Source organism: Chryseobacterium defluvii (assembly GCF_014204415.1).
GTDB lineage: Bacteria > Bacteroidota > Bacteroidia > Flavobacteriales > Weeksellaceae > Chryseobacterium > Chryseobacterium defluvii_A.
In genome coordinates this window covers 145,245-169,260 of the sequence record NZ_JACHLE010000006.1, presented here as the reverse complement: position 1 = coordinate 169,260, position 24,016 = coordinate 145,245, and the positions used below count along the sequence as shown (strand labels likewise).

Sequence of the window (24,016 nt, the reverse complement as noted above, 5' to 3'; positions counted from 1 at the left end):
ATTAAAAGCCCTCCTGCGCTGCCTAATACCTCCCGGTTTTAGGTCCCGCAAAAATACAAACTTATCTACACACAAAACAAATCTATTTAACATAATTTTTACATCCACGTAACTTTAAAACTCTAAAACACTGAGTAACAAATTGAAAAATTTTAAAGATTGGAGGCAGTGTTTAAGAAAAGTCTGTGAAAATATGAAAATGTGAAGGTGAAAAATAGAAATTCTTCCGGTTGAAGCTATTTAATTTCCGAATATATAAGGCTTAAAAACTCGGCGAAGGATTTTTCCAACCCTATTATATCACCTGATTTTAAGTTCAGACCACCCACTCCCGAATCATCGGATCTCACTTTTAATGAGGATACCTGAAAGTACTGATTGGCATTTCCCTGCTTTGGCTGAAGCTTTACTGTGGATCCCAACAGTTTTTTTGTGGAAACGGTGTACAACTCTCCGGGAATTGTATTAATCCTCAGGTAAGATCTCGGAGACAGGGTATGGTCTTTTTTATTAATGCTTATTTTCTGATCTTTATCTGCAGAGGCGAACAGGTATAGCCTACCCGTTTGAGAAACCAGCTTTTCTTTCGGTAAATAATATAAACTTAATCTATAATTTGACGGATTGAATTCCTGAGGAGAACCGTCAATATTTTCAAAAGGCTTTAATGCTATTGTATTGGCCCCGATTTCTTTTGCTTTTTTATATATTAATGAAAAGGTGAGTGCATCATCTTTTGAGAATCCCTGTACTTCTACTTCTCCCAAATATTCTGCCTCTTTTATTTCTTCGTTAATCTTATATAAAAATTTGTCTGCATTATCATTTGTTTTTTCAACTTTTGTTAAATATACATTCTGTGCATTAACAAGCTGAATAAAAAACATTAAAATAAGTATTCCTGAGTTCTTCATTGTATTATTGTGAAAGGGTATTAATGCAATCTTCAAGGCTGTTCTCCCAATGTTTTAGCTCAATATTATACGTTTCCTGTATTTTGTCTAAACACATTGTGCTTCTTTTGGGCCTTTTCGCCGACGTTGGGTATTGCTCTGTGGTTAAAGCATTCAGTTTTATGGAAGATCCTGAGAGTTCTGCAATTTTTTTTGCGAAATCAAACCATGTTGTTTCCGGGTAATTGGAAAAGTGAAAGATTCCGAATGTTTTCTGTGGCACTTCAATGATATTCATAATGGCCTCTGCCAAATCATTTGCATTCGTTGGCTGTCCAAATTGGTCTGCCACAATTCCCAATTCTTCTTTTTGAGAAAACAGGCTGAGCATGGTTTTCACAAAATTTTTGTTGAATTCTGAGTACAACCATGAGGTTCTAAGGATAATTGTTTTAGAATTTATTTCCAAAGCCAACTCTTCTCCTTCTCTTTTTGATTCTCCGTAAACGCCAATTGGGTTTGTAAAATCGTCTTCGGAATAGCAAAGGTTTGTTTCTCCATCAAACACATAGTCTGTAGAAACGTGAATGAGTACTGTTTTATAGTCTGCGCAAGCCTGTGCAAGGTGGGCAACTCCTTCTGCATTCACTGCAAAGGCTTTTTCAGTTTCTTTTTCGGCAAGGTCAACTGCGGTGTACGCTGATGCATTGATACAGAAATCCGGTTTGTTATCGTAAAAGAAATCATTAACCTGATCTTCTTCTGTTATATTTAGTGTATGAGAGTCTGTAAAGATGAACTCATAGTTATTTTCAAAGTCAGGAGCTATTTTTCTTATGCAGTTTCCCAACTGACCATTGCTTCCTATTACTGCTATTTTTTTCATGTATACCTGTGTAATTTTTGCCTTGAAATTATTTAGATCTGATGTGGATTGGTAGGATTTTATCCTATTTTATATTAAGCCGCCACTTTGTGGCTCTATAGTAAATTTAAGAATGATATTTTTATAAAATGTTTTCCATTTACCATTTATTGTATTATGAATTTTTCGCGTTTTGAACTCTTAAGAATTTCACTCTTGGTTGAAAGTCTTTCTGCTCCAGATCTACATAAAACTTATGAAATATTTCTTTGATATCTTCCGGATGGACTTCTGACTTTCTTGTTTTGACATTAAAATAGATCACAGTAACCCATAATACGGCATGGATTGTTTTTTCATCCTGGCTTTTCATCAGGATTTCCACTTTGGCGGTTCTATCCCGGATCTCGATCGTTTTGCTGCTTATTACCACCTGGGTATTGTATCTTACTTCTTTCAGGTATGCTATTTCGTTTTGTATTGCGATCCATGTACAGCCTGTTTTTTTGGTGTATTCTTCATAGGTAAATCCGTAGAATGTTTCCACATGGTCTTCCCTGGCATTAAACATGTAATCCAGATATTTTACATTGTTCAGATGCCCTATCGGGTCACAGTCACTAAATCTAACTTTTACCGTGGTTGATACTTCTTTTTCCATTAGGCAAAAATAGAAAAACCGCCTCTAAATGAGACGGTGAGATTTATAAATCTTTGTTAATTTGTAAAATTATTGAACTCCAAGTTCTTTTTTTACAGCTGCAGTAGCGTCTGCACCTCCTTTATAGATAAAAGCGGCAGAGTTAGCATCCATGATATAGTCATATCCGTTTGCTTTTGCAACTTTAGTTACAGCATCGTTTAGTTTTTTCTCGATCGGCTCATAGGCAACATCCTGCTTAGCAATAAAGTCTTTCTGAGCTTTGTCATTCATTTGTCCGATTTCTTCCTGAAGTTTTTGTAATTCAGCTTCTCTTGCTTTGTTCTCATCAGCTGTTTTCTTAGGAGCTTCTTCTGTATATTGCTTTAATTTAGCCTGTCCTGCATCTGCTTTCTTTTTAATTTCAGCCTGCTTAGTATCTAAGAAAGTTTTTAAGTCAGCATCTGCTTTTTTCTTTTCAGGCATTGCATTAAGAACACCTATAACGTCTAAAGTAGCAATTTTTTGAGCCTTTGCCATACCTACAGAAACAACCATCATCACTGCTGCAAATAATACACTTAATTTTTTCATAATTGGTAAATAAATAATTTAATTTGTTTTTTAGATCTTAAATTTAAGTAAAAGTTAACTTACTTTTTACTTTTATTAGTTTTTGCTTTTTTATCTGTTGAAGTTTCTCCTTTCAGCAAAATATCCAATACTTTGTCTGAATAATCGTATCTTTTCTGATGAATAAGCACATTATCCCTTGTTTTATCAAGAACTATGCCTAATCCGTTTTTCTCATATACTGATTCAATAGCACGCCAGATCTGATCCTGAAATGGCTGCACGAGATTGGTTCTTAGCTTGGTAATTTCTCCATTAGCCCCGAAACGCAAACTGGTGGTGGTCTTAATATTTTTCTCCAGATCCAATACTTCTTTCTCTCTCAGCTTCAACTGCTCTCCTATTAATAGTACCTTTTCATTTTCGAATGCTGATCTTTTGCTTTCATATTCGGACTGAAGGTTCTGAAGCTCGGACTGCCAGGTATCGATCTGTGCATTCAGCCTGGCTTCAGCTTCTTTATACTGAGGCAGTTTATTCAAAATATAGTCTGTATCCACCACACCTATTTTCTGTGCGCTGCTTATCCCGAAAAGCAGGAATAATACAAATGTGAAAATTATTTTAAAATTCTTCATATCATTTCATTATAATGATTGGTTCATCAGGAAGTGTGTCTTCCAGCCGGAAGGTTCTGTACCCAGTACGGTTTTATCAAATCCGTAAGCAAAGTCAAATCCGATAAGACCAAAGGCTCCCATATATACTCTTACTCCTAATCCTACTGATCTCTTTAACTGGAACGGGTTGTAGCTTCCCCATGTATTCCAGACGTTTCCTCCTTCTGCAAATCCTAAAGCATATATTTTAGCAGTCTGGTTCAATGAGATAGGGTATCTTAATTCTAACGTAAATCTATTGTAAATAGTACCTCCTCCTTTTTGGGTAATATCATCAATGGTACCTCCATAAGTAGAGGCGTTTTCATAACCTCTTAGCGGAACCAGTTCCCTACCATCAAATCTTCCTCCGAAAAGCCCGGTTCCTCCTACATAAAATCTTTCGAAAGGCGGCGCCCCCAATTCTTTATTATACCCATCCATGAATCCCATTTCAGCGGATGATCTCAACACCAGTTTTCCAACGATCTCATTATAAACATCCGCTTTAAATTTGATCTTGTAAAACTCCATCCACTTATACTTGTCTGTAGGGGACATAGTTGAATAATCTTTATTGCTGAATAATGAATAAGGCGGTGTAAGTTTTGCCGAAAGCTCTATATTGGAACCTACGGTCGGGAATATAGGGTCTATCCCCGCAGAACTTCTGGTCAGTCCTATATTGACACTCAGGTTATTTGCATTTCCGTAATATTCTGTTGTATCTCCGAACTCGAACGGATAGTTGCTGAAATTATATTTCTGGTACTGAATACCTGTATATAGTGAGAAATAATCATCCGGCCATTTCAATAATCTGTTCAAACCAACGGAAGCGGAGAATATGTTCAGCTTCTGATCGTTTCCGGCATTATCCGAATATTTAACTCTGGAGTTATTCAAACTTACTGAAAGGGCTGTCGCCCTTGTTCCGAATAACCATGGCTCAACGAATGATATCCCGTAGTTCTGGAAATATTGTCCTGCCTGTGCCTGGATGGATAAGGTCTGCCCGTCACCCTGCGGTACAGGTTTGAAATCTTTGAGTTTAAGAAAGTTCCTTAATGAAAAGTTATTGAACGTCAATCCTAGGGTTCCGATGAAACTATTTCCTCCGTACCCTGCCTGCAGCTGAACCTGCGAAGATCCTTTTTCAACTAATTTCCAGTTGATATCTACGGTATTATCCTGCTGATTAGGCTGGATATCCTGTCCGATCTGCTGTGGATCGAAGAAAGACATTCCGGCAAGATCAAAATAGGTTCTTTTGATATCGCTTTTTGCGAATAAGCTTCCCGGCTTTGTTCTTAGGGCGCGCAGGATAACATGGTCATGGGTTGTTGTATTTCCTTCCCATGTTACTCTGTTCCAAGAGGCTTTTTCTCCTTCACTGATACGGATCTCCAGGTTAACGGCATCTCCGGAAACGGATTTCTCTACCGGGGTAACGTTTGAGAAAAGGTACCCGTTATTCATATAAACGGATTTGATATCTGAGTCATCTTCTTTTCCTCCGTCTTCCCCAACTTTTTTATTGAATCCTACTGCATCATAGATGTCTCCTTTCTTATACCCGAGAAGCCTTTGAAGATGTTCTGTAGCGTATACTGTATTTCCGGTAAATGTAATATCCCCGATATAGTATTTCTTACCTTCGTTAAGCTTTACATTGATCTCGTAGTTATTCTTTTTATTTCTCCATACAGAGTCGGAAACTATTGCGGCATCCCTGTACCCTAAGGAGTTATAATAGCTAACCAGGTTTTGTTTGTCTTCCTGATATTTTTCTTCAATGAATTTTGAGGATTTCAAAATACCTCCGATACCAAATCTTTTCTGCTTGGTTTCCTTAAATGCTTTTTTTCTGAGTTTAGCATCTGTGATATTGGTATTTCCCTCAAATTCGATATGATCGATCTTTACTCTTTTTCCTTTGTCTATATTGATTGTCCAGTCTACCAAAGCAGGATCATTTGCATTTACTTTGTCCTGAATGGTAATTTTAGTATCTGCAAATCCTTTTTTAATGTAGTCTTTAGGGATATTCGTTTTAAGGCTGGAAACCAGATTCTGGGTAATTTTAGTTCCCGGCTTCAGATTATTGTCTTTAGCCAGTTTTTCATTTTTAGATTTCCCGATACCTTTCCCTGTAAATTTAACTTCTCCCAGCTCTTTCAGATCCTGCAGATAGAATCTTAAAACTACTGTTTCTCCTTCAACACTTTGCACATATACTTCTACTTCAGAAAAGGACTGTGTATCCCAAAGTTTTTTGATTGCATTGCTGATTTTCTGCCCCGGAATCTCCACGTTTTCTCCTTTGGATAGTCCTGTGAATCTTAATATCTGGGCCGGTGTGTATTTTTTCACCCCATCTACAACAATATCTTTAAGCATGTATGTGCCTGTCTGATTTTCTGCATATACAGGATTATTCACTTTTGTGCTGTCCTGTGGAGTTACCTGTCCATAAAAATGTGCAGAAGCAACAAACACAATGATGGGTAATAGTCTAAACTTCATTTTATCGTAGTCTTTCTTTTCTTTAAAATTTTACTGGATTTTTATTTGTTCTCCGGTCATTCCGAATCTTCTTTCTTTGTTTTGATAATCTACAATACACTGAAAGAAAATGTCTTTTGTAAAATCCGGCCACAGAACATCTAAAAACTGCAGTTCTGCATAAGCGATCTGCCAAAGAAGGAAGTTACTTATTCTTATCTCACCGCTGGTTCTGATCAATAAGTCTACAGGGGGAAAATCTTTTGTATAAAGATAGTTTTCGAATAATTTCTCATCAATGCTTTCTACATCAATTTTTCCTTCCTTCACATCTGTGCTTATATTTTTGATGGCATTCAGTATTTCTTTTTGTGAGCCATAGCTTATGGCCAATACTAAATTACCTTTTGTGTTTTCTTTTGTCAGCTCTACCACACGGAGCAACTGTTCTTTTACCAATGGCGGCAGTTTTTCAAGATTGCCGATAACATGCATTCGCAGCCCTTTACTAAAGATCTCATCGGCTTCAAGCAGCAAGGTTTCTGAAAGTAAATTCATCAGGGTATTTACTTCATCCTTGGGCCGGTTCCAGTTTTCCGAGGAAAATGTATAAAGAGTCAGATAAGGTATATGTATCTCATTGCATGCATTAATGGCATTTCTTACCGCATTAATGGCATTTTTATGACCAAAGGTCCTTTCTTCGCCACGAGATTTTGCCCATCTTCCATTACCATCCATAATGATGGCCACGTGTTCTGGTAAATTCTCGGGGTCTATTTTATCTTTAATTAATGACATATTTAATTAATCACAATAACATGGAGGTCTTCCGAAAGAGTAGGTTAATCCTAAACTGAAAGTATTCAGCCAATCTTTAGATCCGGAGTCTCCAATATTTCTTTCACTCAGGAATGCACTTTCCCTTTCTTTGGAAACGATATAATAGTTTCCTGACTGCAGCAGTGACCCACCGGTAGACGGATCCAGGATATCAGCATTATAACTGGACTTTAAGTCTTTGTCAAGTATCTTACTATGATCCAACTGATCTGTCAGCGTATACCTGAATGTAGCTTCTGCAAAAATTGCCCAGCTATAATTAAACTTATATTTTAAACCCACTCCAAAAGGAACATGCACTGTTGTTTTTTTACCTGTAGAATATACTGGTTTGGAAGTATAGTCCAACTCATTAATAGGTGCCTGAGCTACTCCATCCGCATCTCTCCTGAAATCATGCACAAGGGTAGCTTTTGGCGCATCGAACATCAATGCTCCGATCCCTCCAAAAATATACGGGCTCAGCATGCTTACCTGTTCATTATTCACCGGGAAAAAATTATATTCAAACATCAAGCTTGCTTCATATATATTATTTTTCCCATATGCATTTCTATTCCTTCTATATTCTTCTTTTGCCACCTTATCACTGAACTGAACCTGGTTATAACCAAGGTCTAATCTTACAGTCTGATAAGGATTAAAATTAAATCTGTATAACAATCCTCCATAAAAAGGGAATCCCCATTCTGACATCTTGTCTAAATCCAATGGCTTTTGTAAGATATAATTGGTCCGCCCTATATCTGCCACCAGGTTACTCATGCCCAGACGAACTCCCAATTCATTTCTTTGTGCTTTAACACCTGCCATTGTCCCTAGTATGGCAAGGAAGCTAAATAATAATTTTTTATTCATAAAAGAATATGGATTTATGGTTATTTTAAAATTTAATTTTTGCAAATATAAAACATTTTTATATTAATGATATTCTTAATGCTTAGTTAAAAATAAACAAAAAAACATAATTTGTTATAAAGTAAACGGCAAAGTGTCAAAAATATTCTTTTTCTAATAACCCACACCCTGCTCAATATACAGAAACCCCCATTAAATGAGGGTTTGAAAATATTTATTTTTTATTAAATATTGTCTGTACTTTATTTCTTATACGAATCAGTAATGGTTCTTTATAGTTTTTGTCTTCATCAAAATATCCGTATCCGTAACCATAGCCGTACCCATAGCCATATCCATAACCATATCCCTGCTTAGTATTATAGTCATTATATACTAATCCTAAATGCTCAATTTCATCATTATGGTATTTCTCCGTAACCATTTTAAGCATATACTTTTCTGTATATTCATGGCGTACAACATAGATATTGGCATCGGAGTGTTTCATAAGTTCATAAGAATCCGCAACCAGCCCTACAGGAGGGGAATCTATAATAATAAAATCATATTTTTCTTTAAGTTTCTGAATGAATTCTATATTCCTTTCACTCATCAGAAGTTCGGATGGATTGGGAGGAATAGGCCCCGAAGTAGCAACATCCAGATTAGGGATTTTTGTTTTATTGATGATCTGATCAATGGAAACCTCACCTGTCAAATAGTTGGATATTCCATATTTATTGTCTATTTTGAAATCACCGAAAATCTTTGGCTTTCTTAGGTCCATTCCAAGCAAAACTGTTCTTTTATCACTTAAACCTAAAACGGATGCCAAATTGATGGAAACATAGGTTTTACCTTCTCCTCCAATGGAAGAGGTAACAAGAATCACTTTGCTCTTTCCGTTTTCATTGGACAGGAATCTCATATTGGCTCTTATTCCCCTAAACGCCTCCGATACAGAAGATTTCGGGTGTTCCAGAACGGTAAGCATATTTTCATTATTGTTATTACCGATAACTCCTAATAACGGGATTCTGGTAGCGCTCAATAATTCTTTTATGTTTCTTATTTTATTGTCTAGTAATGTTCCTATCAGAATAAATAGCAGCGGCAGCAACAGCAAACCTCCCATAATAGCCAGCTTCGTTCCTTTTACGTTTGGTGCAATAGGGGCTTGTCCAAGATTTTTTGCCGGGTCAATTACTGTAATGTCCGACTGATTGGTCGCCAGCTTCATCTGAGCATCATTCTGTCTGTTAAGAAGGCTATTGTAGGTAGCCTCGATCATATTATAACCTCTTTCCGCATCCAGATATTTTCTTTCTTTTTCAGGATAGGAATCCAGATTGAAATTAGCTTCTGCAATCTCACGGTCTATCTTGTTGATCTCATCATAATATCCTGAGTAATAATTTCTCAGAGAGTTAGAAGAAGCCAATCTGGCGTCATCAATAAGCCTGTTGATCTCTTTCATAGGCTCTGAGTTCGGTGTATAGATGGTAGCCAATTCTCTTCTTTTAAGATACAGGGCTTTTAGCTCCGTAACGGTAGCTGTAAAAAGGCCGTCTTCAAATCCTGCAGCACTGGTACTGATCATCCTATCCAGATTCTGTGTCTGAAGGGTATTCTTAATATTATTCAGAGAATTCAGTTTGCTTAAAAAATCTGCCTTTCTGGTCTCTAAATCTTTTATTTTCTGGAGAGATTTTTCATCCCTGTCTTTAATATCATAAAGTTTTTCGGAAATTTTCAGGTAATTCAAAATTGAGGCACTGGAATCCAGTTTCTTTCTGATTCCATTGATGCTTCCCTGCAAATAGGCATCCGTATTTTTATTAACGATATTTTTGTCTGCAAACCTTTTTTTCTGTAATTCAGCTACAGATTTATTAAGGAAGTTTACCGTACCATTAAGATTATATCCTTTTTTTGTAATAATCATAATGGTATTGATCTCCTTATCAAATTCTACATTGATGGTAGATACGATATTATTTACCGCCTGGTTTACAGAAACCAGGGTAACGATAACTTTATCAAGTGCTATCTTAGGCTTTACAGGATTCTGAATTAACCTGAACTTTAGATTGGGCGTAGTGTACCATTCTCCCACCCTGATTATCTTATTGGCAGGTTTCTCATAGTTAGCAATATTCTGGAAACCTTCTGATTGGAAATTATATAAACTTGTAGACTTTCCTTCATCCGGCAACACAATCTCATAGGTATTATTACTTTTAGGGATCAGCGTAATCGGGTAATTGATCTGCTGCAGATGTTCTTTATCTATCTGTAAAAAAACTGGTGAGTCATTTTTATCCAGATAGGTAGATTTTACCACTCCTTTTGTAGTATAATTCACAAAAAGGTCTAATTCTTTCACCAAATATTCATTATGGGATCTGGACAAAAGCATTTTTTTGAGATAAACCCCATCGTGGTTCCCGCCTTGTCCCCAAATCAAGTTGATCGACTGGTTAGGGGTAAAATAACTGGCTGTATTATTAGAAATACTCAAAGACAAATTGGACGCATATACATTTTGTGCATAGTATTTACTATAAACCCAAGAGATGACATAGCCAATAAGCAGCATGAAAACAAACCAGTACCAGTTCTTTAAAATCTTTCTTAAAAAATGTTCAATATCAAATAATGAAAATGATCCGTATTTCTCTTTCTGGGAATCATTTTTCTCTACAGTAGCATCTTTTCCTGGAATCATGATTATAGATTTTTAAGAAGTAGGTAAATTGATAATGCCGTTGTAATCACGGATACCCCTGTAGTTAAAGTTTGTATCGGATCTTTTCCGAGTCCGTTCAGGCTCTTCGCCCGTGTATTAAGATAGATCTCATCACCGTTCTGTATATAATAGTACTGTGAATTCATAATGTCCTCCCGGGTAAGGTCTATCCTGGCGGTCTTGATCCCTTCGGGTAATTTTCTGCGGATCACAATATTTTTTCTGTCAACACTCCTGTTCAATCCCCCATTTATGGCCAGAGCTTCAGTAATTGTCATGGTATTTTTATGAGCAACTTTTTCTCCGGTAATTCCCGTAGTTTCAATATCTCCTAAAATATAATAAGTAATCCCGTCCGTATTCAGCCTTACTTCGGATTTCCCATCCTGAAAGTTTTCATTCACTTTATCCTGGATTTCCTGGGAAACTTCTTCTATGGTTCTTCCTTCCGCCTTCACATATCCTATTCCAAAAACTTTGATATCTCCTCTGGAATCAACCCTTAAACCTCCAAAATAAAAAGTAGCATTTCCGCCATTTGCACCACTGCCTCCTGAACGCCCGGTTGCTACGGTGTTTGTACTTCGTGCCTCACTGCTTCCTGATGTATTATAACTGGAATAGAACTGTGCCGCATCTCCTTTAGGAGTTGTCACAATATTCAGATTTAAAATATCATTTTTGGTAATTCTGTATACAGGAATATTATAGGGAACCAGTCCTTCTTCATTGATGACAAGGTTCTCATTGGGCTGCAAGTATCTTACATCCTTTGTAGTAATACAGGACGTAAGAAAAAAAGGCAGCAAAAAGAATAAATACTTATAGTTCTTCATCATATTTCAATGTTGTTTGCAAAAATAAAGATTTTTATATTGTTACTTCTTATTATTTCTAAAACGATAAATAAAATCGGGCAGATAAGCTCCCAAAAAGCCTAACAGCAATATAATCACAAGTAACAGGTTTACATTTATATGTCTTAAATAATAGGCAACAATTACAATCAAAAGATAATAAACTATGATATAAAAACTGGATCTTCTGTGGGTGAGATTAAGTTTTAATAGTTTGTGATGGATATGGTTTTTATCGGCATCAAAAGGAGATCTTTTATTGGCGAGCCGTATAATAATAACATTGAGTGTATCTACAATAGGCAAAATCAAAATAGCAACGGCAACCGCTGGAGCGGATCTTAAATGATACCTTGGAACATTCGGAAGGGCTTTATCTATAAAAATATCAATAAAGCATACAGCAGTAAATGCCAGTAAAAACCCTAAAAGCATGGACCCCGTATCCCCCATAAATATTTTATTGGTTCTGTAATTTGATAAATTATAATACAGAAACGCCAGAACCGCCCCAATTATTATCACAGATAAAACCACCAGCGGATAATTGTATTGCCCCAGCCTGTAATAGCTTATCCCAAAAAGCGCACTGCATATCACACAATACCCTCCCGCTAAGCCATCAATACCATCAATGAGATTAAAAGCATTGATGAGAATAATAAAGGTAACTATACTGAACAAAACACTTACCAAATAAGATAGTTCAAATACTCCGCATATTCCGAACAGGCTTCTTATCCTGATATCTGACCCTATTACGATAAGTGATGAAACAATAATCTGGGCTACCAGTTTCTTATAAGCCCTCATTACCACAATATCATCCATTACTCCTATATACAGAAGAATAACCAGTGAAGCAAATAAAAATTTATAGAGATCAAAAAGTTCGTAGGCAAAAATAGAGGCACATATCCCGATGGAATAGAAGATGGCAATCCCGCCTAAATTGGGTATTTTTCTTAAATGGGAACTTCTTATTCCCGGCTCATCCATCAAGTTTTTCCTTCTGGATATTTTTATGATGGTAGGTATGGAGAAAAAGGTAATTAAAAACGAAAATATGAAACCTAACCCTATTTTCACATAAAAAATAGAGATCCCCGTCTGAGTCAAGAACAATTCAAAATTCTTCATTTTTTTCTATTCAAGTACACCCTTTGCTTTTGTAAAGAAATCGGTTAGGAAATCTTAATTAGATGCATTCAATAATAGTACTTTCATTTGTGTTATATCAATTTTCTTATCAGTTTCTTCTGTCCGGCAAAAAAAAGCAGATAAAAAATCTTTTTTTTCAGTGGCAAAGATAAAAGATAATTCTTATCAAAACGATTATACTTCAATATATCTTTAATTTTTATTCCCTTTTCTTTGATGAAGACTCCCAGCTGATCGGACATTTCGTAAAAAGTTTTTTCATTTTTCACAAAGGCCAGATAAGCCAGAAAGGAATACACCCCTTCAAAAATCTGGAAATTTTTAAGCTCTTTCTTTTTACCGGAATACCCGGATTTTTCAAAAGCAGATTCCACATCTTCCACGGCCTTCAATATATCCAGGCCCTTTTCCGTATGGGTTTTGGTGATGGAATCCGTGCGTTCAAGATACTGATAATGAAAATTCTGAGTCTGTGCCAGCATTTCGCATTCCAGTAAAAGCTGTGGAATGAGCTGTATATCTTCAAAATGAACTCCTTTTTTAAATCTTTTGCCGTTAAACAATTCTTTCTTAAAAAGTTTGTTGCAGGCAAAATAGCTGATATCAGAAAAAACTGAAAAATTATTTTCCAGAACAATCTGCTCAGGCATATTGGGAATCTGGGTCAGCTTTTGGGTTACATTTCCATGTTCATCGACTTTCTGAATGTTGCAGATCACCATTTTTGCCTGATGTTTTTCTGCCAGGGCCAACATTTCTTCAAACATGGTTTTGGTAACGTAATCGTCACTGTCTACAAAACCAATATAATCTCCGACAGCTCTGTCAATGCCAAAGTTCCGGGCATCGCTTAGCCCTCCGTTCTCTTTATGTAAAGCTTTTATTTTGTCCGGGAATTTCCGGGCATAGTTTTGAATAATTTGCTCAGAGTTGTCTGTACTTCCGTCATTCACCACCAGAATTTCAATATTCTGAAGGGTCTGATCAATTAAAGAATCAAGACATTTTGCCAGATAATTTTCGACATTATAAACGGGAACAATGATGGAAACTTTTGAGGGAACAGTATTCGTCATACATTAAATTTTCGTCAGTCTTGCGCTTAACCAGCCTTTCTTGGCCTCATCGAAGTCTTTCCTCGAGCACGGGACACAGTTTTCTATATTCTCATCATCCCCAAAATACCATAAGTTGCTAAAGGTATCGCGTTTGAAGGCGTACTGCTTATTATCTATCAGCACATAAAAAACTTCATAGTGCCTTTCTTTGGGATGTGACCGCTGGATGTTTATGCCTTCTGTCAGGTACCAGATCATCTGTGCCAAAAGCTGGTGATTGAGCTGGTTTTCAGAATAAATATTATAATTAAAGATCCCTACGGATTGTAAATTTTCACTCAGTCCGATTTCTTTCATATAGGCACAGACCTCTCGTCTGTTCAATCCGTTTACCTGAGGATTCATTGAAAAAGCATCACTGAAGCTTTCTATGGCATCACAGTTTACGGTAACCAGATCTGCTTTTCTGAAAAAGGGTTCTGTTTTCTCTGTAGAGTTCATCATTTCAGCCAAACGGACAATATCAAATTCCACTTCCCTGATCAGCTTTACGGAATCCATTTCATTCAAATGCTTCTGGTAGCCTAAATGATGATAATTCTTAATAGAGAAATTTTTAGCCCCGAAAATTTTGCTTAGAAATGTATATTCATTAATATCCTCGCCTTGTTTCAGGGAAATGATATTGCTGATCTGGGTATAATTAATGTTTTTTTTGTGAAAATTCAGTGCAGAAAACAGTGAGAAGGCAAAGTCATTCGACCCTCCGATGATCACCGGAATAGCCCTTTTGTAATGACACGCCGATAAAACTTCCTGCAGAATATAATGTGAATCCTGAACGGTTTTACCTGAAACCAGGTCTCCCAGATCCACAACAGGAATTTCAAAATCCAGCTGCGAGAGCTGATAAAATTCTTTTCTTATAGCCGTGAAATCCTGTACTTCCGCATCGCCGTTGGCTCCCCTGTAATCCGAAACAAATAAAAGAACAATGCTGTCTTCTATAATCTCTTTGGTAATACGGCTCCCGATTTGCCAGCTTTCTGTTTTGAAATTTCTGGGTGAAATGATAAAATCTTCAAAATTCATAGTTTTAATTTGAAAATTTGAGAATGTGATGATTTGTTAATTATTCTTATTCCGCAAACATACAAAAAACCGCAACAAGTAAAGAGATCTGCATTACTTTTATTAACCTATTGCAGGCATTGTTAGTTGAGAATAGAGCTTTAAAACCCTACAGATATAAAATTCTGATTTTAAGCCTATTAAATCTTATAGATTTTAGAATCCTACAAGGTTCGGAAAATAGCTCTGTTAATTTAGAGGCTGTTTAATTATCTGAAATCTTTACCTCAACATCTTTCGGCATAGATACCCTGAATTCCTTAAGGTTTTTAATCAGATTATTTTTTTCATCAGGTTTTATACTATAGAAACTCACCTTAGGTCCTCCACAAATATAATTATCTTTTATCGTCCATTCTCCCGTTTTCTGAAAGTTATCCGGCATATGAAGCCAGTTATCAAAAACAAGAGCAATATCGTAATTATTGTTTTTGGAATATTGGTATACAAAGTTTCTTAGTTTTGGGTTCTCTATATTAAACTCACCGTGATCATTTTTCCTGATCTTTGCTATTTCAATGGTTCCCAGGCCGTAAGTATCCAACAGGCGGATATCCGTGAAATAGGCAATAGCCCCAATATCATTGGCAACAACTTTTGACTGGTTATAATATTTTTTAAGAAAATCCGCCATCTGAATCTGCTGATCAAAAATATTCTTTGAGGCAAGCGTTTGTTTTTCAAACATAGTCCAAGTCCTTAAATAAACAGGCAGCGCCAGTAACAGTATAAAGGCAAATTTCAAAAACTGTTTTCCGGAATTAAGAATTTCTTCAATAAAATCTTTCAGAACATACACCAGTAAAACGAATAAATATGCTTCATATCTTACCAGCCAGCCAAAGTTAGCAAACAAAAGGTGCAGCGTAAATCCCAGAAGAATAACAATCTGGAGGTTATTAGACTTTAGAAAATCCAGCAGGCCGGATCTTTTATTTTTGAAAATGAAGATCATTAAAAACACCACTAAAGGCAATAGAGAAAGCCCACGATAGCCGTTTCCTAAAACCCTTATCACAAATCCTGATATACCACCATCACTGGTGTTTCCTTTCAGAATAAGAGAATTGGGCAGGAAATAAGAGCCGTTTTGTATTGAAATGATCCCATAAATAATAACCGGCAAGAGAGATGCAACCCCAAGCAAAATGCTTTTCTGGAATTTCTTTTCAACAAAGAACAGGTAAGCACAAATAAAAAATATAAAGAATAAGCTCTCGTATCTAAAACCTACCGACAGAACAGCAAATAACAGTAACAGAGCAAAATTCTTTGACAGATGATCTTCTGAATATTTTTTGAAATAAAAAAGGCTCAGTAACAGGAACAAGGTGTGGAAGACATGTTCCATACCAATCAGCACCATTGTAAATAAAGGCATGCACCAGATCACAAGATTGAGACAGAGAAGATAAGCCCTGTTGCTTAGCGTCTTAAAAATATTGTTGACACATACTATCAGAAAAAAAGCCGCTATCAGGTTTAATACGATCGGCCAATATTCATAATTGCCGAAAAATTTGATAAAACCTGCCAACAGCAAAGTGAAGAAAGGTGAGGAAGTGGTAGATGAAAATTCATATTTCGTAATCCCCCACACATGATGCAGGGCGAAGTTTTTTGCTATAGACAAATGGATATAAGCATCATCCAAAGGATAAATATATCTTCCCGCAAAAGATACAACGTTGCCTATTGATACAATTATGCAGAGGGTAAACAATAATAGTGTCAACAGGAAAAAAAGATTTCTTTTCATCATTTAAAATTTTATAATCGGATCTTCAATACTGAAAGACCTGTTATATGCAATAATTACCGGATGTATCTGTTTCTGATCACAGGATCCGGTTAATGTGTTTTCTACTTTTTCTTTGCTACGGTTTTTTTCTTCGCCGCCGGCTTCTTTTTCTCTGCAAAAGCATTTTTATCCTGATCTGTGATCCATTTTTTCACCTCATCCAGAGAAACGCTTTTCAGCTCTTCCGCATCATATTTCGTATCATCTTTTTTCTTCGGAATTTTGAACATGCCTTTCCCAAATTTGATGAAAGGCCCCCATCTTCCGTTTTCAATGGAAATTTTTTCTTTTTCCCACTGCTGGATATATCTGTTGGCTTCTTTTTCGAGCTTGGCATCAATCAGTTCATTGATATCGCTTTGAGAAAGGTTTTCGAAATTGTATTTCTTCGGAACGTTCACAAAAATATCTTTATACTTGATAAACGGACCGAATCTTCCTGTTCCTTTGGTCACCGGATCTCCTTTATAGGTTGCAATAGGAGCATCAGCCTTTTTCTTCTCTTTAATGATTTCTTCTGCACGTCCCTGACTGATGGATAACGGATCTTCCCCTTTCGGAATGCTGATGAAGCTTTCGCCCCATTTCACATAAGGCCCGAATCTTCCTACTCCTACGGAAACTGCCTGCCCTTCAAAATCTTTCAGATCAAAAGGTAATTTGAAGAGTTCAAGGGCTTCTTCCAGGGTGATGGTGGCAATATTCTGCCCGACCATCAGCGAAGCAAATACCGGCTTCTCTTCATCATCTGTTTCACCGATCTGGATCATTGCCCCGAATCTTCCGATCCTGGCATGAACATTTTTCCCGGTTTTAGGGTCTATTCCTAAAAGCCTGTCTCCGGTAGCACGATTGGCATTTTCTTCCACATCTTCAATCCTCGGATGGAATTTGGAATAGAAATCCGTCATCATTTCTTTCCATTTCTGCTCCCCGTTCGCAATTTCATCAAAGCCCTCCTCCACTCTTGCCGTGAAACCGTAATCCAGGATCTCCTTGAAATTATCAGTCAGGAAATCATTGACAACTTCACCGATATCCGTAGGAACAAACTTATTTTTATCCCCGCCGAATTTTTCCTCAAGGACCTGCTTTTTGATATGATCTTTTACCAGAGAAATTTTAACGACTTCTCTGCTCTGTGGTTCAATTTCTCTTTTATCCACATATTCACGATTCTGGATGGTCTGAATAGTCGGTGCATAAGTAGACGGACGCCCGATTCCCAGTTCTTCAAGTTTCCGAACCAGCCCGGCTTCCGTATATCTTGCACTTGGCCTTGTGAATTTTTCTGTGGCAGTGATCGTTTTGTAAGTCAGAATTTCTCCTACATTTACTTTCGGAAGCAGCTTTTCATTGTTTTCTTCATCTTCCTCTTCAGTTTTAACAATTCCATAAGCTTTCAGGAAACCATCAAAAACAATCACTTCACCCTGTGCTTCAAAGTTTTGGGGCAAGCCCGGGTTTCCGATCTCAATAACGGTCTTCTCAATTTTAGCATTCGCCATCTGAGAAGCCAAAGTCCGTCTGTATATTAGCTGGTACAATTTATTAAGCTGGGAATCGCCTATGCTTTTTACTCCAAAATCAGTCGGCCTGATCGCTTCGTGGGCTTCCTGTGCGGAAGCTGATTTTGTGGTATAGTTTCTTGGTGCAGAGTATTCGGCACCATATTCTGATATAATTTGTCTTTTGGCACCTTCTATTGCTTCCTGGGAAAGGTTCACCGAGTCTGTTCTCATATAGGTAATGTACCCTTCTTCATATAATGCCTGCGCAAGGCGCATGGTGGTGGTCACATTGTATCCCAGTCTTGAGGAAGCTTCCTGCTGGAGTGTGGAAGTGGTAAAAGGTGCTGATGCAGAGCGTGTTCCGGGTTTGGTCTCAACATTCAGGACTTTGAACTCCGTTGTTCTTGCATGCTCAAGGAATTTTTCAGCGTCTGCTTCTTTTTCGAAGTCTTTTTTAAGTTTAGCAGAAATTTCCTGTTCTGTTTTATTCAGAAAGGTCCCATCCAGCTTAAAGCTTGCTCTCGGAATAAACTCGCGGATCTCCTTCTCTCTTTCAACAATTAACCTTACGGCTACTGACTGAACTCTTCCTGCTGATAACCCGGGCTTTACTTTTTTCCAAAGAACAGGAGACATTTCAAAACCTACGATTCTGTCAAGTACTCTTCTTGCCTGCTGGGCATTTACTAAGTTCTGATCTATATCCCTGGGATTATGTATTGCTTTTAGAATGGCATTTTTAGTAATCTCATGAAAAACGATTCTTTTTCTTTTTTCTGGTGTTAGTTTTAATTCATCTGCCAGATGCCATGCAATGGCTTCTCCTTCCCGGTCTTCATCGGAAGCCAGCCAAACCATTTCGGCTTTCTTTACGGCAGATTTTAGTTCTGTTACCAATTTCTTTTTGTCTGCAGAAACTTCATAATCAGGACTGAAGGTCTCAAGGTCTATTCCCATTCCTTTTTTAGGTAAATCCCGGATATGTCCGAAACTGGATTTCACTTCAAAATCCTTTCCTAAATATTTCTGAATAGTTTTTGCTTTTGCCGGAGACTCAACGATTACTAAATTTTTCGACATTCTAAAAATTTTTGCAAAAGTAAAGTTTTTTTATCAGATACTTTTGCAGTATCATTTTAATTTAATAATCAATGGAACTTAATTAAGACTTAGTAAAAAGAATCCGAAAGGGCTAAACTCCTCCTTTTCCGCATTTTAAGCTTAAAAAAGCTCACAAATCAGAGGGACATAGAAATTATCTTCATTTTCAATAGATGCAGCATATGTGTAATTCATTTTCACAAAAAGCAAGGGAGATCAATGACCTCCCTTTTATTTTATATTGTTATTGTTTTAGAATTTTAATAATACTTTCGGAATTATTGATCCTTACCAGATAAGCTCCTGCGGCCAGTGATGAAATATCGGTTTGCTTTTTTTCAAATTTACCGGATTTTACGAGTTGCCCCGAAATACTATAAATCTGATAGTAATAGTCTTTTTCATCCGCTGCATCAATATACAGGATATCTTTTACAGGGTTTGGAAATAAAATGATTTTATTTTCCTTTACTTTTTCGATTATTTCTGTTTTACTATACGTACCGGCTGCTTTCGTACCTGACGCGAGTGTTACCGGAAGCCCCGGAAGCGGGCCTTCTTCCTGACCCGAAGAATTATATTTTATCTTCACACAACGGCAGTTCATTCCGAAATAAGGGTCGTTATTATCATGAAAGACCATCATACGGTTTGCTGTAGATGCGGCATCAAAAATAACATTCAACGGCCTTCCTATATAATTAGAGTTCAATGCCGCCGTCCAGACTCCCGGAAACTGGAAATTAATCACATTGAATGTTCCCTGAGCCGTCTGATTACCGATTACATTCCTGATCCCTCTTGATCCTGAATTAGGATAATTTCCTATGGCATAGGCAGGATTGTTAAAGGTATACCCTATGGTCGTAGTGGTACTGTTCCTCACCCGTACTCCCGAATAGTCGGTAATAATACTCAATAGTGATGCTATATTTTTATCTTTTTTATACCATGGAGTCTGCCCGAAATCTTTATTCGAAACAAGAGCAGTATTGATCAGGTCAGGAACCCGCCAGCCTTCAGGGCATGGGTCAAAAGGAGATTTTTCCCCTCCTCTGCCCCACCTGTCTGAAGCTAAATTAGGTTCATTAGCCAGCCAGTCTGTTCCATTGGTATAAAGCGGGGTCGCACCGTTATAAGGAGCAAATGCACTTGGAGTCATATATACCAAAGGATTTCTCACCGAGTAGGAAAGTACTTTGGCTATTTTCTCCGAAGGTTTATCTCCTGCTAAAACATTGGCATTAGCAGCATTGGCATAGGTATTATATGGAACAATATAGCTTCCCGATAAATTATTGTACGCAGCATAGGTAAGTGTTGTATAGGCCACTGAACCATTGGCAGAGACATTTCCTAAAAATACGCTGTGTGAAGCCCTGTTATCCGTATACTGAAAAACAGGAATAGGATCTTTTCTGCCCCATTGATAATGCACACCGCCCGAAGCTCGTATTTTTGCCAGTTCAGCAGCAGTGGGAGTAAGCGGATTAGCGGGTACAGGGAAAGCATCCGTAGCCCCCAGGTTCCTGTCCATAAATTCTGTTTTAAGAACGTTATACCCTTTAACCACATAATTTATATAGTTGACGGCTGTACTGTTTGGCAGTTCGGTAAGATAGGTATAAGAGCCCACCGGAGTATCGGTCACCCAAATATGCCACGACCAGTAAACAGGGCTTGTAATACTTCCGTTATGAAGAGTTATGACAGCATTTCCACTTTGATTCGGATTAACCGTGACAGCGATCTTTGAGCTTGAAAGCTGTGAAACAGAGCCCGGAGAAGGATTTACCATCAGAACTTTATTGATCAGAGCGGTATTGGTAGTCCAGAGTACATTGGCTTTTAAATTATTAAAGCTAGAAGCATTTAATATATTCTGATTGTTCAGAAGCTGGCTCTGAACTGAAAATGCTTTACTTACAGGGATCTCAATGATTGTCGCAACCGCGCTTTTAACAATCTGATAGGCATTCGGGTTATTCATGCCCTCTCTATATTCCAAAGAAACCTCCATAAATTCTGTAGGAAAATCATAGTTATTGATAGTGTATAATGGGTCTTTTATACATCGGCATCCATTGGCGTCCGCGGTTTTGGCCGTTGCCAAAGGCATATAAAAATATCTTCCTATTATATTGGGGTAAGCCGGATCCGGTATATCCGGCTGGTCTTTATCCGGAATCATGAATAGCATCCTTGCGCCTACAGCCGGAGAGGCATCAAAATGTCTTGGCATGGTAGCAGTCCATAAGCCTACATGGTGCTCATCTGTATACTGACCCATATGAGCCAATCTATTAAGCTGTCCTGTACCGGGAAACATTCCCATGTCTTTTCCTCCTGCATTTCTCATATCGAATCCCCAGTTCGCATAGACCCGGAAACCTGTCATAAAACCAGGAACGCCCGTATCTGTAGGTTTTACTATATGATATTTATTGATTTCAAAAGTATTATTTCCCATATTCGTTCTTACTCCATAGGGAGAAAAATCTATTCTTATGTCGTCAACATATGATGTTGAACCCATATTGGCAACCAGCACGGAAGGCATCCGCCAGCCGTTGGGACACGGGTCATATGCAGATTTGTCTTTGTAGGGGCGGGCATTAGTATCATTATTATAGTCTGCCATCACTATTTTTCCTTCGGAATTATCCGACCACAGATTGAGCTCCGGAAGCCTGTTATCTGCAAGGGAAGCTGATTTCCCAAACCAATTGACCGGCAGATTGGCATTATTGTTATAATAGGCCTGCCCTGAGTTATCATCTTTGTTTACATAAATCAGGCTTAACGGATTTCTTACAGAAAGCCTGATATTATTAGTAATTTCAGCATTTGAAAGCAATACATATTTAGTGAGGTCATCAATTCTGAGAGCGTTTGTGAAATTCTTGGCACCCCTGTGCCTTATTCTGCCTATGGAACCGCTTACTTCATAGAAATCATCAGATTTGGTTACAAGAGGGGGGATGGGATCTTTTCTTCCCCATTGATATAATAATCCTCCGCTTCTGTTCCATTCGGTATCAGTCATCGAACTGCTTACAGCACCCAGATTCCTATCCATCCAGTTCCATTCGGAATCAGGTATTACCTCAACAGTCCCATCACTTTTTTCCCGTTTCACATCGGTGAAGCTCTTATAGGCAGACCCTTTGGACGGATCATCGGTTACCCAGACATGCCAGCTCCAATAAATTTCTCCGTTTACTTTCAAAGCAATCACAGCATTCCCTTCTTTGGATTTATTGACCGGAACTTTAATTTTACCATCGATGCCCGGATCTATTAATTCAAGTGAATAGCCGGTCGAAGTTTTTATGAGGCCATGAACATCTTCCCACAGTACTTCAGCCGTTGCCTTTCCGTCGGGAATACCTTCACCCTTGATCAATTTGTTCTCTTCCCACATAGCATATGCTTTTTTTACCGGAATATAGAGACCTTCACTGTCTTGAGACGGATCAAAAATATAACTATTGGGTGCTTTCGTCCAATCCTGAGCAACTGATCTTGCTATAGTCTTCTCTGTATTGACAGATTGGGCAAAAATACCCGAAGACATCACGCAAGCAATCGCAATGCAAACATTTATAAAATTTTTCATATTCTTAGCGTTATTTCCTGTGTCAAATTTACGATTAATTTAAAATTAAACAATTATGATTATATAAAATTCATAATTAAATGATTATTAATTATCATTTGCTAACAAACAGATTATCATTTGTTAATTAATCAATTATCATCTGTTAATTAATCATGAAAGGCAGAAAAGAACTCTTTCTTGGCATTCATAATGCTGTATACGAGAAGAAAGAAATACTCCATTGAAGTATACCAACAAATTAAGGGGCAGCGTCTGCGACGCTGCCCCTTAATTATTACGGGATTTTTTTCAGATTAAAATTATCAAACAGGAAATATTATTTTCTCTTCAATAATAGGTACACTCCTAAGGAAAAAAGAAATTCCGATAAAGAAGGTTAAATTATGGAAGCTCTATTTTATATTTCTTAAATTCTCTGCTAAAAATTCACTGAATTTTTGATAACCTTCTTTATTTAGATGAAGCGGATCAGAATAAAGATTTTTATTATTACTATAATCACGACATACTGTATCAAAATTTAAGAGTATAATTTTGTTGTCTAATTTATTATCATATAAATCTTTCAACAGGGCAGCTCTATAATCATTTATTGTAAACTCCTCTCCTCCATTCAAAAACACGTCTGCAGTTTTATTACTTAACTTACTTATAATATTCTTTTTCTGAAAGTTCTCTTCAATACCAAATTCCGGTAAAGAAACAACTACAGGCTTAATATTATAATGCAACAATGTTTTAATAATCAACATCATGTGATGAGAGTAAAAGTCCGGACCCAAATCCATGGCCGCATCATTCACCCCTGCTATTATAATACAATAGTCTGGCTGTCTCTCAATAATGCTTTTTGAAGAAAAATCTTCGTTCCCTTCTTTGAATAGGTTTTCATAAATAAGTTTGGTCTTAGCTCCAGGATTACCGGAAGCAAAAACTTCAGCCACAATCTTTCTATCCAATAATTTTTGCTCTAACAAAGAGTCTAATCTCTGTCGTACAACCCAACTATCGCCAATAATCCCTATTTTCAAATTTTCTTTTTTTGAAAAACCAATAGAAAAATATTCTTTTTGATCAACATATGAATACTTATCATAGAAGTACTTAAATCCCACAAGTCCTAAAATGATAATGAGAACAATAAATATTTTCTTTTTCATCTTTAATATTTATAAATTTTTGACAAAAATAACAAAAACTACCTCAT

General features: G+C 37.1%; 17 protein-coding genes. All 17 read right to left on the bottom strand.

What is annotated here, in order from left to right; translation table 11 throughout:
* Positions 1-236: 236 nt before the first annotated feature.
* The 17 genes from HNP38_RS16740 to HNP38_RS16660 all read right to left on the bottom strand — a co-directional run bounded on the left by HNP38_RS16740 (position 237) and on the right by HNP38_RS16660 (position 23,969).
* Entirely contained in the window at positions 237-914 is a 678-nt protein-coding gene (locus HNP38_RS16740; RefSeq protein WP_184191659.1) for a hypothetical protein, read from the bottom strand.
* Between the two features lie 4 nt (positions 915-918).
* Positions 919-1,794, bottom strand: a complete 876-nt coding sequence (gene rfbD, locus HNP38_RS16735) for a dTDP-4-dehydrorhamnose reductase (protein ID WP_317166743.1) — start codon at positions 1,792-1,794, stop codon at positions 919-921.
* Positions 1,795-1,933: 139 nt separating this feature from the next.
* On the bottom strand, positions 1,934-2,419 hold the full coding sequence (locus HNP38_RS16730; RefSeq protein ID WP_184191655.1) for an acyl-CoA thioesterase: 486 nt from the start codon (positions 2,417-2,419) through the stop codon (positions 1,934-1,936).
* 69 nt (positions 2,420-2,488) lie between these two features.
* Entirely contained in the window at positions 2,489-2,992 is a 504-nt protein-coding gene (locus HNP38_RS16725) for an OmpH family outer membrane protein (protein ID WP_184191653.1), read from the bottom strand.
* A 59-nt stretch (positions 2,993-3,051) separates the two neighbouring features.
* Positions 3,052-3,609, bottom strand: a complete 558-nt coding sequence (locus HNP38_RS16720) for an OmpH family outer membrane protein (protein ID WP_184191651.1) — start codon at positions 3,607-3,609, stop codon at positions 3,052-3,054.
* A gap of 9 nt (positions 3,610-3,618) precedes the next feature.
* Positions 3,619-6,156 (bottom strand): outer membrane protein assembly factor BamA, encoded by a 2,538-nt coding sequence (bamA, locus tag HNP38_RS16715; RefSeq protein ID WP_184191649.1) that lies wholly within the window; start codon positions 6,154-6,156, stop codon positions 3,619-3,621.
* 30 nt (positions 6,157-6,186) lie between these two features.
* Entirely contained in the window at positions 6,187-6,936 is a 750-nt protein-coding gene (locus tag HNP38_RS16710; protein WP_184191646.1) for an isoprenyl transferase, read from the bottom strand.
* 6 nt (positions 6,937-6,942) lie between these two features.
* Positions 6,943-7,836 (bottom strand): DUF6089 family protein, encoded by an 894-nt coding sequence (locus HNP38_RS16705; RefSeq protein WP_184191643.1) that lies wholly within the window; start codon positions 7,834-7,836, stop codon positions 6,943-6,945.
* A 214-nt stretch (positions 7,837-8,050) separates the two neighbouring features.
* Complete coding sequence (locus HNP38_RS16700) at positions 8,051-10,546, bottom strand: exopolysaccharide transport family protein (RefSeq protein WP_184191640.1); 2,496 nt, start codon at positions 10,544-10,546, stop codon at positions 8,051-8,053.
* 2 nt (positions 10,547-10,548) lie between these two features.
* Positions 10,549-11,406, bottom strand: a complete 858-nt coding sequence (locus HNP38_RS16695; RefSeq protein ID WP_184191637.1) for a polysaccharide biosynthesis/export family protein — start codon at positions 11,404-11,406, stop codon at positions 10,549-10,551.
* A gap of 39 nt (positions 11,407-11,445) precedes the next feature.
* Entirely contained in the window at positions 11,446-12,564 is a 1,119-nt protein-coding gene (locus HNP38_RS16690) for a glycosyltransferase family 4 protein (RefSeq protein ID WP_184191634.1), read from the bottom strand.
* Positions 12,565-12,656: 92 nt separating this feature from the next.
* Positions 12,657-13,661 (bottom strand): glycosyltransferase, encoded by a 1,005-nt coding sequence (locus HNP38_RS16685; RefSeq protein ID WP_184191631.1) that lies wholly within the window; start codon positions 13,659-13,661, stop codon positions 12,657-12,659.
* A gap of 3 nt (positions 13,662-13,664) precedes the next feature.
* Positions 13,665-14,735 carry a formimidoylglutamase gene (locus HNP38_RS16680; protein WP_184191627.1) on the bottom strand — a complete coding sequence of 357 codons (1,071 nt, stop codon included), beginning with the start codon at positions 14,733-14,735 and terminating at the stop codon, positions 13,665-13,667.
* A gap of 244 nt (positions 14,736-14,979) precedes the next feature.
* Positions 14,980-16,533 (bottom strand): glycosyltransferase family 39 protein, encoded by a 1,554-nt coding sequence (locus tag HNP38_RS16675; protein ID WP_184191624.1) that lies wholly within the window; start codon positions 16,531-16,533, stop codon positions 14,980-14,982.
* Between the two features lie 104 nt (positions 16,534-16,637).
* Positions 16,638-19,166, bottom strand: coding sequence for a type I DNA topoisomerase (gene topA / locus HNP38_RS16670; protein WP_184191621.1), 2,529 nt, complete (start codon positions 19,164-19,166; stop codon positions 16,638-16,640).
* A 265-nt stretch (positions 19,167-19,431) separates the two neighbouring features.
* Entirely contained in the window at positions 19,432-22,806 is a 3,375-nt protein-coding gene (locus HNP38_RS16665) for a T9SS type A sorting domain-containing protein (protein WP_184191618.1), read from the bottom strand.
* Between the two features lie 395 nt (positions 22,807-23,201).
* Entirely contained in the window at positions 23,202-23,969 is a 768-nt protein-coding gene (locus HNP38_RS16660) for an SGNH/GDSL hydrolase family protein (protein ID WP_184191615.1), read from the bottom strand.
* Positions 23,970-24,016 lie beyond the last annotated feature (47 nt).

Coding starts and splice junctions, on each gene's coding strand:
- HNP38_RS16740 (WP_184191659.1), bottom strand. CDS start 914: ATGAAGAACTCAGGAATACTTATTTTAATGTTTTTTATTCAGCTTGTT.
- HNP38_RS16730 (WP_184191655.1), bottom strand. CDS start 2,419: ATGGAAAAAGAAGTATCAACCACGGTAAAAGTTAGATTTAGTGACTGT.
- HNP38_RS16725 (WP_184191653.1), bottom strand. CDS start 2,992: ATGAAAAAATTAAGTGTATTATTTGCAGCAGTGATGATGGTTGTTTCT.
- HNP38_RS16720 (WP_184191651.1), bottom strand. CDS start 3,609: ATGAAGAATTTTAAAATAATTTTCACATTTGTATTATTCCTGCTTTTC.
- bamA (WP_184191649.1), bottom strand. CDS start 6,156: ATGAAGTTTAGACTATTACCCATCATTGTGTTTGTTGCTTCTGCACAT.
- HNP38_RS16710 (WP_184191646.1), bottom strand. CDS start 6,936: ATGTCATTAATTAAAGATAAAATAGACCCCGAGAATTTACCAGAACAC.
- HNP38_RS16705 (WP_184191643.1), bottom strand. CDS start 7,836: ATGAATAAAAAATTATTATTTAGCTTCCTTGCCATACTAGGGACAATG.
- HNP38_RS16700 (WP_184191640.1), bottom strand. CDS start 10,546: ATGATTCCAGGAAAAGATGCTACTGTAGAGAAAAATGATTCCCAGAAA.
- HNP38_RS16695 (WP_184191637.1), bottom strand. CDS start 11,406: ATGATGAAGAACTATAAGTATTTATTCTTTTTGCTGCCTTTTTTTCTT.
- HNP38_RS16690 (WP_184191634.1), bottom strand. CDS start 12,564: ATGAAGAATTTTGAATTGTTCTTGACTCAGACGGGGATCTCTATTTTT.
- HNP38_RS16685 (WP_184191631.1), bottom strand. CDS start 13,661: ATGACGAATACTGTTCCCTCAAAAGTTTCCATCATTGTTCCCGTTTAT.
- HNP38_RS16680 (WP_184191627.1), bottom strand. CDS start 14,735: ATGAATTTTGAAGATTTTATCATTTCACCCAGAAATTTCAAAACAGAA.
- HNP38_RS16675 (WP_184191624.1), bottom strand. CDS start 16,533: ATGAAAAGAAATCTTTTTTTCCTGTTGACACTATTATTGTTTACCCTC.
- topA (WP_184191621.1), bottom strand. CDS start 19,166: ATGTCGAAAAATTTAGTAATCGTTGAGTCTCCGGCAAAAGCAAAAACT.
- HNP38_RS16665 (WP_184191618.1), bottom strand. CDS start 22,806: ATGAAAAATTTTATAAATGTTTGCATTGCGATTGCTTGCGTGATGTCT.
- HNP38_RS16660 (WP_184191615.1), bottom strand. CDS start 23,969: ATGAAAAAGAAAATATTTATTGTTCTCATTATCATTTTAGGACTTGTG.